Here is a 13,498-nt window from a genome sequence, read left to right on the forward strand (position 1 = left end):
CTTCTTATTAGGTTGAGCTTCTCCGTATTCATACCCGATAACCATTTCTTTGAACAGGCTTAGCCGCTGCTGCAAATCACATCCTCCACCCGTTGCGGGGACATCAAGGGGATTTCCAGGTGCCTGTTCTTCCGCTTTCCCCCCTGCCTCCGGGGCATCTCGGTCTGGCGGTGTATGATTGTGTGCGAGTGTCCCTATCGGCCTGTACGGCCGCGGGTAACGGGTGTGCCTTCGTTGGGTCTTCTTGCAGCTTTCCGGTCGTTGATTCGTTTAAGCTTCTGCCTTATCATTCCTCACGGTTCCCGGCGAGACCCACAATTAACCGGTTGACAAGCAGGTGCAAGTTACTAACCAGTATATCCTGAAAAGACGAAAACATAAACCAATCAATTGCATTAGCCGCCGAGCCCCTCATTATTCACAATCGGCAAAACGCCATGAAAAAACAGCAGGAGTAGCTTCCCCCTGCTGTTTGCAATTTATGTGCACCGTCTGTTCAGTTGTTAATACTTCACTACATAGGCCACGATGACCGTCAATACAATAAAAATAGCCGCCAAAACCACGGTAATCCGGGCCAGAACCAGGTCCATGCCTCTAGCTTTCGTTTTGCCGAACAGATGCTCGGCACCGCCGCTGATCGCACCGGAAAGTCCCGCACTTTTACCCTTTTGTAGTAATACCGTTACAATTAAGCCCAGCGAGGCGATAACCAACAAAACTTTTAACAGGATAACCAATTCGACACCTCATTAGCATGTTCTTATTTTTAGAATGTGCATAAAAAGTCTATCATAAAAGGCCTTTTTCTGCAAGATTCTGGTTGGACAACCACACTTATTTTCCCCGCTTTATAAAAGAAAACCCGCCGACGGAACAGAGATTCCATCCAGCGGGTCGTTTATTGCGATTTAACGACAGGGTTACCGTTCACCCGGCCCCATCGGATAGGCTCTTTCGGACCTTCGGGCTTTACTTCGCCTGTTTGCGTCGCCGCCCAGAAAATACTGAATGGCCGCTTTGGCGCACCAGAGAGAGAAAATCAGGAAAACAACGCCCCAGATCAGAGCAGGTACAGGCGTAATGGAAGCCAGATTCGTTGCGTCTCCCGCTTTGTTCGGATTACCTGCTGCCAGCAGGGCTAGCGTCAGCGGCCCGTAGACCGACTCCTCCAGACAAAGGAAGGCGACGAGCAGATAATAGGCGTTGCGGATAAACCCGCTCGTAAAAGCGAGCACAATGATGTTCAGCGCGATGAAGCCGATCAGCCAGCCCACGCCGAATTCATTGCGCACGAACAGCACCAGAGACAGCACGGCGATCACCGTCATTACCTGGAGTCCCAGTCTTTGCTTCCCCCGGGCATACGCCCAGAAAAGAAAAACCGCAAACAAGGACGCCGTCACATAGCCTGCGATCGAAATCGGCAGGAGTTTCCACGAGCCGCTGACCGACGAGTAAGTAACCCCGCTGTGATCGGCATTGAGCACGATAGCCATGACTTTTCCTGACAGGATCATCGTCACGGCTGCGTGCCCGAACTCATGGACCATGGTGTCCAGGTTGCGGAAATAGGCCGAGAAAGGGATGAACTGAGTTAACAAGGCCGAACCGATTAACAACAAAATCGTTTTTACCCAAGCACTCATATTCATGACCCTCCCCGACGTTTAAAAGGCTAAATCATTCACTTTGTGAAAGGTTTCTTACTTGAATTTTTTCAAGTTGTAGAAAGCTTCTTTGCCGGCGTATTGAGCAATGCCTTCCAGTTGGTCTTCGATGCGAAGCAGCTGGTTGTATTTCGCTACGCGGTCCGTACGGGACGGTGCGCCTGTTTTGATTTGGCCTGCGTTGGTTGCCACGGAGATGTCGGCAATCGTGCTGTCTTCGCTCTCGCCGGAACGGTGGGAAATAACAGCCGTGTAGCCTGCGCGTTTCGCCATTTCGATCGCGTCGAATGTTTCGGTCAGCGTACCGATTTGGTTTACTTTGATCAGGATGGAGTTACCGATGTTCTCGTTGATGCCTTTGGACAGACGCTCGGTGTTCGTTACGAACAGGTCGTCGCCGACGAGTTGTACTTTGCCGCCCAGCTTCTCGGTCAGCAGCTTCCAACCTTCCCAATCGTCCTCGGAACAACCGTCTTCGATGGTAAGGATCGGGTATTTGTCTACCCAGGAAGCGAGCAGGTCAACGAATTCAGCCGGTGTGAAGGATTTGCCTTCGCCTTCGAGCTCGTATTTGCCGTTCTTGAAGAACTCGGTGGAAGCTACGTCCATACCCAGGAATACGTCTACGCCCGGCTTGTAGCCAGCACGCTCGATAGCGGTGATGATCGTTTGGATCGCTTCTTCGTTGGAGCTCAGGTTCGGTGCAAAACCGCCTTCGTCGCCCACAGCCGTGTTCAGGCCTTTATCTTTCAGTACGGATTTAAGGTTATGGAAAATCTCTGCGCCCATGCGGAGAGCTTCTTTGAATGTAGGAGCGCCTACCGGAAGTACCATGAATTCTTGAACGTCAACGTTGTTGTCGGCATGCTCGCCGCCGTTGATGATGTTCATCATTGGAACCGGAAGAGTTTTAGCGTTGAATCCGCCCAGGTATACGTACAGAGGCAGTTCCATTGCTTCAGCGGCAGCGCGGGCAACAGCCATGGATACCGCGAGGATCGCGTTGGCGCCAAGCTTGCCTTTGTTATGCGTGCCGTCCAGCTCGATCATTTTCTTGTCAATGGATACTTGATCCAAGGAGTTCAGACCGATAATTTCAGGCGCGATGATCGAATTGACGTTGTCAACGGCTTTCAGTACACCTTTACCCAGGTAACGGCTTTTGTCTCCATCGCGGAGCTCGACAGCTTCGTGAGCGCCTGTGGAGGCACCGGAAGGTACGATTGCACGGCCTACAACGCCGGATTCCAGATATACTTCAACTTCAACAGTCGGATTGCCGCGGGAGTCAAGTACTTCGCGAGCATAAACGTCAGAAATGATAGTCATTGTGTTTGAACACTCCTTAACAAGGTTATGTGTATGAAAAACTTCGGGAACTCATTCCCATAAAGGGCAGCGGCGCACCTTACCGATCAAAATAAGATGCTGTATTCCAAGGAATGGTTCCCGAAAACTTGCTGTCTTAATCAAGAAACGAGCGGGTTATTATTTCTTCTCTTCAATGATCGAAAGACCTGTCATTTCCGGCGGCTGCGGCAGCTTCAGCAGATGCAGCAGTGTCGGGGCGATGTCGGCCAGAACGCCGCCTTCGCGCAGAGTGACGTCGTTCGATGTAACGATAAACGGCACCGGATTCGTCGTATGAGCGGTGAACGGACGTTCGGCATCGTCCAGGACGAGGTCCGCGTTGCCGTGGTCGGCTGTAATGCAGACAACTCCGCCCTTGGCGAGAATGGCTTCGACGACTTGGCCCAGGCACTCATCCGTGGCTTCAACGGCTTTGATAGTCGGCTCCAGCATGCCGGAGTGGCCTACCATATCCGGGTTGGCGAAGTTCAGAATGATGACGTCCTGCTTGTCCTCATTGACTTCCTTCACCGCTGCCGCGGCAACTTCGTACGCGCTCATTTCCGGCTTCAAGTCGTAAGTCGCGACTTTCGGCGATGGAATGAGGATACGCGTTTCGCCCGGCAGTTCCACATCACGGCCGCCGCTGAAGAAGAAGGTAACGTGCGGGTACTTCTCGGTCTCGGCGATACGAAGCTGTCTCTTGTTATTCTGGGCCAGAACCTCGCCAAGCGTGTTATCGAGATCTTTCGGTTTATACGCGACGTATCCTTCGACCGTTTCACTGAACAGCGTCAGGCAGACGTAGTACAGATCTTTCGGGAAAAGTTCGCCGCGGTCAAAACCGCGGAAATCTTTATTCGTAAATACCTGCGACAATTGAATCGCACGGTCCGGACGGAAGTTGAAGAAAATAACCGCATCGCCGGATTCAACGAGTCCCACCGGCTTGTCGTTCTCATCCGTGATGACAGTCGGCATCACAAATTCGTCGAATACGGATTTCTCATACGATTCGGTGATCGCTTTTACCGGGTCTGTGTAGTGCGGGCCGTCCCCGTACACCATGGCACGGTAAGATTTCTCGATCCGCTCCCAGCGCTTGTCCCGGTCCATCGCATAGTAGCGGCCTTGAACCGTCGCCACTTTGCCGACGCCGACTTCGGCGATCTTGGCCTGGAGCTGCTCCATGTAGTTCTTCGCCGAATCGGGTGCTACATCGCGTCCGTCCAGGAAAGCATGGATGTAAACATCTTGCAGATCTTCTTTCTTCGCCAGCTCAAGCAGCGCGAACAAGTGCGCGATGTGGCTGTGTACGCCCCCATCGGAAAGCAGCCCGTACAGATGCAGCTTCTTGTTGTTCTGCTTCGCATGACGTACGGCGCCGATCAGCGTGTTGTTGTCGAAAAACTCACCGTCCCGGATCGACTTGGAAATACGAGTCAGGTCCTGGTAAACCACACGACCGGCACCGATGTTGAGGTGCCCCACTTCAGAATTACCCATTTGGCCTTCCGGCAAACCTACGGCTTCGCCGCAGGCAGTCAGCGTCGTATGAGGGAACTGGTTCCAATAGCGGTCGTAGTTCGGTTTCTTGGCTTGAGCCACGGCATTGCCGTGAACCTCGCCCCGAAGTCCGAAGCCGTCCAGAATAATCAGCGCTACCGGTTTAGTCGCCATCTTACTTCGCCCCCTCAACAAGTTGGATATAAGAAGCTGGCTCCAGGCTGGCGCCGCCGACAAGAGCTCCGTCGATATCCGGCTGAGCCATGTACTCGGCGATGTTGCCCGGTTTTACGCTGCCGCCGTATTGAATGCGGACCGCATCGGCTACGGAGGAATCGTACAGGGAAGCGATCAGCTGGCGGATGTAAGCAATAACTTCGTTGGCGTCTTCAGCCGTGGAAGATTTGCCTGTACCAATAGCCCAGATCGGCTCGTAAGCCACGATGACTTGTTTCGCCTGATCGGCGCTCAGGCCTTTGAAAGCCGCTTCCGTCTGTACGCGGCAGACTTCTTTCGTTTGTCCCGCTTCGCGCTCTTCGAGCTTCTCGCCTACGCAAACGATCGGGGTCAGACCGTAGCTGAAAGAAGCGAGAACCTTTTTGTTAACCGTTTCGTCGGTTTCGTTAAAATAAGCTCTGCGCTCGGAGTGACCGATAATCACATACGTTACGCCGAGATCTTTAAGCATAGCGCCGGAAATTTCCCCGGTGTATGCGCCGTTTTCTTCCCAGTGAAAGTTCTGTGCGCCGATTCCGATCGACGTGCCTTTCACAGCTTCGACAAGCGCCGGAAGATTGGTATAGGGAGCGCAAATTACGCTCTCTACCCCTGCCACTTCCGCCTTGCCTTTTATATCATTCACGAAGCTTGCCGCTTCGGAAACGGTTTTGAACATTTTCCAGTTACCTGCAATAACGGGTTTTCTCATGATCTTCAAAACTCCTCTCTGTATCTCTTACTTGTCGTTAAGAGCAACTACGCCAGGCAGAACTTTGCCTTCCATGAACTCCAGGGAAGCACCGCCGCCTGTGGAGATGTGGTCCATCTTGTCGGCGAGGTGGAACTTCTCGGCTGCAGCCGCGGAATCGCCGCCGCCGATGACGGTGTAAGCGGATGTGTCGGCGCAAGCCTGGGCCACCGCACGCGTACCGTGGGAGAACGGCTCGATTTCGAACACGCCCATAGGTCCGTTCCAGACGACAAGCTTGGAGTTCTTGATAACATCGGCGTAAAGTTCACGCGTTTTCGGACCGATGTCGATGCCTTCCCAATCGGCCGGAATGGAATCGATTCCGACGATGTTGGTGTTGGCATTGGCGCTGAAGTCATCCGAGATGACGATATCTACAGGCAGAAGGAAGTTCTTGCCGAGTTTCTTCGCCTTTTCGATGAAGCCGAGCGCCAGATCGAGCTTCTCATTGTCTACGAGAGATTGTCCGATTTCATGGCCTTGCGCTTTAAAGAAAGTATAGGAAAGGCCGCCGCCGATAAGGATGTTGTCGGCGATTTCGAGCATTTTATTGATGACGTCGATTTTGTCTTTAACTTTGGAACCACCGACAATCGCGGTGAAAGGGCGCTCCGGATTGTTAAGCGCTTTGCCCAGCACGTCCAGCTCTTTCTCCATCAAGAGACCGGAAACCGCCGGAAGCTGATGAGCGATGCCTTCCGTGGAAGCATGCGCACGGTGAGCCGCGCCGAAAGCATCGTTCACGTACAGGTCGGCCAGCGCCGCGAATTGTTTCGCCAGCTCTGGATCGTTCTTCTCTTCGCCCGGGTAGAAGCGGACGTTCTCAAGAAGCAGCACGTCGCCGTCCTTCAGTTCGTTTACTTTCGCTTGAACCGCTTCGCCGACAGCTTCGTCCGCTTTCGCTACCGGCTTGCCGAGAAGCTCGGACAGGCGGGCTGCTACCGGAGTCAGACGAAGGTCTTCGTTGACTTGGCCTTTCGGGCGGCCCAGATGGCTCGCAAGGATAACTTTAGCGCCTTTGTCGATCAGGAACTTGATCGTCGGCAGCGTTTCACGAATACGTGTATCGTCCGTAATTTGGCCGTTTTCGAGCGGCACGTTGAAATCGACGCGTACAAACACGCGTTTACCGTTAACTTCTACATCGCGAACACTTTTCTTGTTCATGAAATATCCTCCTCAGAGCTTTCTGTAAGAAAGCTGGCATCATAAGCATTAACAGAGCTTTCCTTCGGAAAGCTGGTGTCGTAAGCATTAACTGAACTCCCAGTAAAGCTGTCTAAAGCTGTCGTCGTAAACTTAGGCCGAGCCTTTCCCTTTCACGGGAAGGGCCGGCAAGCGTATAACGGACCCGGGCTCTCCGCATGGACAACCGGAACCGCATACGGGGGCACGCCGGCATAAACCGGCGATCGAAACGGAAAAGCTTTCGTTCAGGAAAACCTTCTTCGCAAGACCTTTGGGGCCAGGCTTTCCTGAGGAAAGCTTCGTACATTCCGGGGACTTATGTAAAATTCATGCCCCGATAAGCAATGGGAAGAGGAGAATTTCTTCTCCTCTTCTTGCATGGCTTATTTAAGGATTACAGACCTTTATTAGCGATGAAAGCGGCCAGGTCAACGACACGGTTGGAGTAACCCCACTCGTTGTCGTACCAGGAAACGACTTTCACCATGTTGTCGCCCACTACCATAGTCGACAGAGCGTCGATTGTGGAGGAAGCAGGGTCACCGTTGTAGTCGCTCGATACAAGCGGCTCGTCGGAGTAGTTCAAGATGCCTTTAAGCGGACCGTTGGCAGCTTCTTTAAGAGCATTGTTCACATCGTCAACGGTTACGTTAGCGTTCAGCTCGACAACCAGATCCGTTACGGAAACGTTTGGAGTCGGAACGCGCATAGCCATACCGTTCAGTTTGCCTTTAAGCTGCGGCAGAACCAGGGAAACGGCTTTAGCTGCACCCGTAGTGGAAGGAATGATGTTCTCGGCTGCCGCACGAGCGCGGCGAAGATCCTTATGAGGCAGATCAAGCACTTGCTGGTCGTTCGTATAGGAGTGAACAGTCGTCATCATGCCTTTTACGATACCGAACTTCTCATCCAATACTTTCGCGAAAGGAGCGAGACAGTTAGTCGTACAAGAAGCGTTAGAGATGACGGTATGAGCGGAAGGATCGTATTTCTCTTCGTTAACGCCCATAACAACTGTGATATCTTCGTTCGTAGCCGGTGCGGAAATGATAACTTTCTTCGCTCCGCCTTTCAAGTGAGACTCGGCTTTCGCTTTGTCTGTGAAGATACCCGTGGATTCGACGACGATTTCAACGCCGTACTCAGCCCAAGGAAGGTTTCCAGGGTCACGCTCTGCAAATACCTTGATGGATTTGCCGTTTACTTTCAGTTCGCCTTCGCCAGCTTCAACCGTTGCGTTAAGTCTGCCGTGAGTCGTGTCATACTTGAGCAGGTGCGCAAGCGTGCTTACGTCCGTCAGATCGTTGATTGCTACGATTTCTACTTCAGCGTTGTTCAGAGCGGCGCGGAATACGTTACGTCCGATACGACCGAAACCGTTAATACCCACTTTAACCATTGTAATTCCTCCCAGTAGAAAGTTTATATTTCAAGACGCGCCTAAGGCCCGTCAAGATAACGTGTGATTTAACATCTCCACGGCTGCAGCCTCATCCGTCACCAGGATATCCTCCTGGCCGTATTTTAAAACCGAAGCTACAGCCGCACCCTTGCTTTTGCCGCCGGCTACGCCGATCACGACTTCGCAGTGCTGGATATCTTCCAGCCGGAGTCCTACGGTCGGCATCTTATGGACAACCTTGCCCTCGGGGTTAAAATAGTAGCCGAACGCTTCGGCAAGCGCCCCTTCGCCTCGCAGGCTGTCTATCGTCTCGGAGTCTACCTTGCGCCTCTGCGCCATGACGATAGCATCTCCAATGCCGTGAATGACGATGCGGCTGCTGCGGACCACGTCCATCATCTCCTGGATGTTCGGTTCCTGGATCAAAGACTGATAGGCCTCCTCGCGGAGATGATCCGGAACATGCAGCAGGCGATACTGTCCACCGGTCTTCTTCGCCATCTTGGAAGCGATCATGTTCGCCTGCAGCTCCACGCTTTCGCCGAGCCCTCCACGGGCCGGGACGAACAGGCTGCCCTTGAGGGCGCTCGTTGTGGACAGGTGCTCCGCCACTTCGGCCATTGTGGAGCCGCCGGTAACCGCGATCACGTCATGCTTCGTGACGTGCTTGCGCAGCATCAGTGCGGCCGCCCGGCCCAGCTCCTTCTTCGCAAACAGCGAAGAATCCGAATCGCCGGGAACGACTACGACCTGCTCCAGGCGGAAGTGGTCGCGGATCCGCTTCTCCAGCTCGTTAAGCCCGAGCATCTCCTTGATAAGCGGCTGAAGCTTCTCCAGCAGTTCCCTGCCCGATTCGCTGATGCGCATGCCCGATGTTTCCGTTTCAATCAGGCCTTGGCCTTTCAGAAACTCCACTTCGCTGCGCAAAACCCGCTCCGTCATATCGAGAGCGCCGGCCAGGGTTCTGCGTCCCACGCTTCCCAGCAGAAAAATATGCTGCAGAACGGTGTAACGCTTGTTCAGAACCTCCAGCAAGTCCGGCAGGAGCTGTTTCTGGACGTCGAGAATATCTCTCATGCCATACACTCCTATTGATCGTGTTGGGACTCAATATGTCCCGCGAGTGCATTTTAAGTCCCACCTGGATCAAAAAAAACTTCCCTTGCACAACCCCATTATACCCCAGTTCCTATAAAAGAATCAATGTGTGCAAAGTTTGATTTTTGTAAATGGGCGTCGAAAAAAAATCTGAGCCATAGGACTTGCTTTTTTAATATCTCTATCATATAATAACCTTTGCTGTTACTTAATGAAACATGCGCCCGTGGTCCAATGGATATGACGTAGGCCTCCGGAGCCTGAGATCGAGGTTCGATTCCTCGCGGGCGCGTATAATGTTACACAAGAGAAAGCTCCCGTCTTCGGACCGGAGCTTTTTTCTTTTCCCCTTAAGGTTGAGCCGCTTATTCCGCCGAGCCCATGAACATCTTCTGAATACCGGCATACCGGGCGCGAAGCCAGCCCAAAACCGCTTCTTTGTTTCTTTTTACAACCAGGAATCCCGTCAAAGCGATAGCGGCAACAATAATCGCAATCGTTGAGTATTGGGCAATCACATGCAGCAGCTGCTGGATTTTCGTGCCGAACAAGAAACCTACCATCACGTACGTGAAGACCCACAGAACACCGCTCAGTCCGTTAAAAATCAGAAAAGTCTTCAGGCGGATTTTCAAAATTCCCGACACATACCCCGTAAAATGCCTCAGTCCCGGCACAAAGTAACTGACCAGAATAATTTTGTCCCCGTATTTATCGAACCACTTCTTAATTTTGAGAAGCCTATCCGGATTGAGAAGCACATACCTGCCGTACTTATCAAAGAAAGGCGTCCCCAACTTCCGTCCAAGCACATACGTAAAGATAGTTCCCGCAAAAGCTCCCGCAAATGAAACGCCCATAACGCCAGCCATATTAAACGTGTTCATGTGCACCATATGTCCCGAAATCATCATAGCCAGTTCCCCGGGAAAAGGCAGGGCCACCGATTCTGCGAAGAGGCCCAGGAAGAGCACCAGATACCCGTATTGTGCGAAAAGATCACTAATCCAGTCCATAGTCCGCTCCTTATTCCACTTAATTTCTTGTCTTTGTTAGCCAGTATACCTTTTAAGGAGGAGTTTCATAATGGTCCCCGGTTTAGTTTGGAAACTGGACTTTGGTCGTGGCAGGAACCAGACCATCTGTTAATTTATGGGTTTGGCATGCGGATTTTTTCACCACCTTGACATACAGGGAACCTTGCGGGAGCATGAGATGTTTCACTAATTCCGCTTGAGGGGAAAGAACGAGAGAGGTTTTTCCAAATAAGTTTGACCTTTCTTGACCTTTTGACGTTTTTTCGTTATCATATTTGTAGATACTGAAAATTAACGCAGTTATAGCGGCGTATTATCGAAGGAGGTAACATTAATGAGTTTTATTCCAATGGTTGTCGAGCCTGATGCAAGAGGAGAACGCGCTTACGATATTTACTCCCGTCTTCTTAAAGACCGTATTATTTTTCTGGGTACCCCGGTGAATGATCAGGTCGCCAACGCGATTATCGCCCAACTGCTGTTCCTAGATGCGCAGGACCCCGACAAGGATATTTCTTTGTACATTAACAGCCCCGGCGGTTCCATCACAGCTGGAATGGCGATTTACGACACCATGCAATTTATCAAATCCGACGTTTCCACGATCTGCGTAGGGATGGCGGCTTCCATGGGCGCTTTCCTGCTTGCGGCGGGCGCCAAAGGCAAGCGTTACGCCCTGCCAAACTCCGAAGTCATGATTCACCAGCCGCTCGGCGGCGCGGAAGGTCAGGCGACGGACATCGAGATTCGCGCGAGACGCATTCTCAAAATGCGCGAGAACCTGAACAAAATTCTCGCGGAACGTACAGGCCAGCCGCTGGAGCGTATCGATAAAGATACCGACCGCGACTACTTCATGAGCGCGGCTGAAGCCAGTGCCTACGGTCTTATCGATAAAGTGATCGAGAAGACGACCGAAGGCGGCAAACAAGCTTAAACAGCCCAAAGAAAAACCCCGGATCATCGACTTACGTCGGTAATCCGGGGTTTCTTTTTTAATGCGGGCGAAATTAGAACAAATTAGTCCAGATCCGCAAGCGGATAGAAAATCAGATCGATCGGGAAAGCCGAACCGGCCGGAGGCGTAAACTCGATATCGAGCGACTTCTCCGTCCCTGTGGTGCGATGGAGAATTTGCATGCCGTCAAAAGCGGTAATCACGCCGGAATACGGAATCGACTGGATTTCTCCGTTGATCTTGATCGGCCCTTTGAAGACACCGCCGCGGGCCAGCAGCATAATCGCCATTTTGCGCGGTTTGTCCGCGTGAATCTTGTAGACAACGCCGTAGTTGCCCCCATTCTTCACGTTTTCCTTACGCATCACGTCATAACCGTCCACGAAAGGATCGGTTTTCCCGTCCCCAATGACCAGCTTGGAGGCTTTCGTGAAGGAAGAAGCATCAATATTCCAGTTCACCTCGGAAACATCGAATGAGCCCCTTACGTGCCCTGTAAAGCCGAGCAGCTTGCTTTCGGACAGCGTCGTGTTCGTCAGCTCATCAGCCGCCAGGAAGGAGAACTGAACTTCTCCGGAAGTTTCAAGATCATAGAACAGATTCACGCCTTGGCCCGGATAGAAATCCGGAAGCTGGCGGTAAACGAGCGTATCATGCGGCGGAATGGTCAGTTTCTCGTTATATGTATTGCCCAGCAGGAAGTCTACGGAAGCCTCGCTGCCGATCAGGTTCGCATATACGGAAGGCCATACCTCGCCTTTGTTGGTCGTTTTGACCGTAACCGGCTTATCCGTCGTATTCGTTGCCATAATGGCGAACGTCACTTTGTTCTTCGTTCCGTTGATGTGGTCCGCATACAGACGGCCTTTGCCGTTGATCATGTCCTGATACAGGATGCCCGGCTCCGTAAATTCTTCGGGGCTGTCGCTGACGAGCAGCTTGCGGCCCGGTACGTTGGTCGCTTCTTTGGGGAGCATCGGCAAGTTGTAGAAGTGGGAAGTCAGCGTATCCCAGCTCAGTTTGTAGAAGCTGCCGATCTCGTTGTGATATACCGGATATTCGGCTTCCGACACAAGCGGTATATCTTCGACAATGACATTTTTGGTGAACACCTTGCTCACGTGTCCGTGCCTGTCGTAGACCTTAAGACTAACCGGGTAGGAGCCCGGCTTGAAGAATGCGTCTTGTTTGCCCGTCCATTCGTACTTGGCGATCCCTTCCGCATCCGGATCGTAGCAGAGGTCAATGTACTTGACGGTCTCGCCGAGACGGTATTTCTCTTTGTGGGTCGTAAACTTGGCAACGGGATTCGAATTATTCGTTCCATTGTCGTAAATGCCTTCCGGCTTCGGAACGTAGATGATTTCCACTTTGCGCGATTCGTGGTAGTACGTATACTTGGCGCCCATATAATCGGCTACCCAGGTCAGCTTGACGAGCAGCTTGCCTTTTACGATGGCCGCAACCGAATCGAACGGCACTTCCTCGCCATTGATATAGGCTTTTTTCAGATCGCTGCTTAAGACGATGTTATAGCCCGGAGGCTGCATTGTGATCGTTCTGGCCGCATTGTCCCACGTAACGGGGAATCCCAGACTGTCACCGATAAATTTAGCCGGAACGAACGTTTTGTCCTTGATGATGGTGGCCGGCGACTCCAGCTCCACCTGATCTTCATTGACGAACGCCTGCTTGTTATCCAGGTACAAAACAATTAACGACGATGAGGACGAGATTGCACGCGCCTGAATCGGCATCAGGAAAGCTGCGAACAGCACCAGCGCCATCAGAAGCGAAACCTCTTTCTTCCATTGAATCATGCTCCTACTCCTTTTCCTTCCTTTTTCTAAAAAACGACATGACAAAAAAGCCTTCTCCCGAAAAATCGCCCAATCTTTAGACGTTTTTTGCTGGAAAAGGTTTCTGTTTGACAAAAATAAAAAAGCTCCCTTGGCAGGAAGCCTTCGCTCTTACTGATTTTCAAGTTCTTCTTTGCTGACCAGCGTGACTAAAGCGTTTACAGCCTGTTCAGCGTCCGAACCTTCTGCACTTATGTAAATTTCAGTTCCTGTGCTGATCGCAAGGCTCATAATTCCCATAATGCTCTTGGCGTTTACTTTCTTCTCGTCCTTCTCTACAAAAATTTCAGACGAAAATTTATTCGCTTCCTGGACAAATAAAGCAGCGGGTCTGGCGTGAAGGCCGGTTTTCAATTTCACCACTACTGGGCGTCTCGACATGGATTGGATTCCCCCTACGTTCTTAATTTGCAGTCTATAATGCATCCCCGGCAATATCGCTCGGAGGTTCCCCTTACGT

The 13,498-nt window shown here is 51.8% G+C and carries 12 protein-coding genes and 1 tRNA gene; 2 read left to right on the top strand and 11 right to left on the bottom strand.

Going from position 1 to position 13,498, the window contains the following annotated elements:
* Positions 1-503: 503 nt before the first annotated feature.
* The 8 genes from secG to AC2TF6_RS26885 form a co-directional block, all read right to left on the bottom strand.
* A complete protein-coding gene (secG, locus tag AC2TF6_RS26850; RefSeq protein WP_009674538.1) occupies positions 504-740 on the bottom strand; it encodes a preprotein translocase subunit SecG in 237 nt (78 codons plus the stop codon).
* A 183-nt stretch (positions 741-923) separates the two neighbouring features.
* Positions 924-1,649, bottom strand: a complete 726-nt coding sequence (locus tag AC2TF6_RS26855; RefSeq protein WP_491309274.1) for a M50 family metallopeptidase — start codon at positions 1,647-1,649, stop codon at positions 924-926.
* Between the two features lie 57 nt (positions 1,650-1,706).
* On the bottom strand, positions 1,707-2,999 hold the full coding sequence (eno, locus tag AC2TF6_RS26860) for a phosphopyruvate hydratase (protein WP_009674533.1): 1,293 nt from the start codon (positions 2,997-2,999) through the stop codon (positions 1,707-1,709).
* A gap of 159 nt (positions 3,000-3,158) precedes the next feature.
* The gene (gpmI, locus tag AC2TF6_RS26865; protein WP_491309275.1) at positions 3,159-4,700 is read right to left on the bottom strand and encodes a 2,3-bisphosphoglycerate-independent phosphoglycerate mutase; all 1,542 of its coding nucleotides are present in this window, start codon (positions 4,698-4,700) and stop codon (positions 3,159-3,161) included.
* Position 4,701: 1 nt separating this feature from the next.
* Positions 4,702-5,454, bottom strand: a complete 753-nt coding sequence (gene tpiA, locus AC2TF6_RS26870) for a triose-phosphate isomerase (RefSeq protein WP_491309276.1) — start codon at positions 5,452-5,454, stop codon at positions 4,702-4,704.
* A 27-nt stretch (positions 5,455-5,481) separates the two neighbouring features.
* Complete coding sequence (locus AC2TF6_RS26875; RefSeq protein ID WP_009674528.1) at positions 5,482-6,663, bottom strand: phosphoglycerate kinase; 1,182 nt, start codon at positions 6,661-6,663, stop codon at positions 5,482-5,484.
* 415 nt (positions 6,664-7,078) lie between these two features.
* Positions 7,079-8,083, bottom strand: coding sequence for a type I glyceraldehyde-3-phosphate dehydrogenase (gap, locus tag AC2TF6_RS26880; RefSeq protein ID WP_326050973.1), 1,005 nt, complete (start codon positions 8,081-8,083; stop codon positions 7,079-7,081).
* Between the two features lie 51 nt (positions 8,084-8,134).
* Positions 8,135-9,163: a sugar-binding transcriptional regulator gene (locus AC2TF6_RS26885; RefSeq protein WP_317954467.1), complete on the bottom strand. Its 1,029-nt coding sequence runs from the start codon at positions 9,161-9,163 to the stop codon at positions 8,135-8,137.
* Positions 9,164-9,404: 241 nt separating this feature from the next.
* On the opposite strand from AC2TF6_RS26885, the gene AC2TF6_RS26890 reads away from it, so the two are divergent.
* Positions 9,405-9,476, top strand: a tRNA-Arg gene (locus tag AC2TF6_RS26890).
* A gap of 73 nt (positions 9,477-9,549) precedes the next feature.
* On the opposite strand, the gene AC2TF6_RS26895 is transcribed toward AC2TF6_RS26890, so the two are convergent.
* Positions 9,550-10,200 (bottom strand): DedA family protein, encoded by a 651-nt coding sequence (locus tag AC2TF6_RS26895; RefSeq protein ID WP_491309277.1) that lies wholly within the window; start codon positions 10,198-10,200, stop codon positions 9,550-9,552.
* 355 nt (positions 10,201-10,555) lie between these two features.
* On the opposite strand from AC2TF6_RS26895, the gene clpP reads away from it, so the two are divergent.
* Positions 10,556-11,158, top strand: a complete 603-nt coding sequence (gene clpP, locus AC2TF6_RS26900; protein WP_491309278.1) for an ATP-dependent Clp endopeptidase proteolytic subunit ClpP — start codon at positions 10,556-10,558, stop codon at positions 11,156-11,158.
* A gap of 83 nt (positions 11,159-11,241) precedes the next feature.
* On the opposite strand, the gene AC2TF6_RS26905 is transcribed toward clpP, so the two are convergent.
* Complete coding sequence (locus AC2TF6_RS26905; RefSeq protein WP_491309279.1) at positions 11,242-12,999, bottom strand: copper amine oxidase N-terminal domain-containing protein; 1,758 nt, start codon at positions 12,997-12,999, stop codon at positions 11,242-11,244.
* Positions 13,000-13,149: 150 nt separating this feature from the next.
* On the bottom strand, positions 13,150-13,419 hold the full coding sequence (locus AC2TF6_RS26910; RefSeq protein ID WP_016423762.1) for an HPr family phosphocarrier protein: 270 nt from the start codon (positions 13,417-13,419) through the stop codon (positions 13,150-13,152).
* Between the last annotated feature and the right edge of the window lie 79 nt (positions 13,420-13,498).

Source organism: Paenibacillus sp. JNUCC 35 (genome assembly GCF_058269095.1).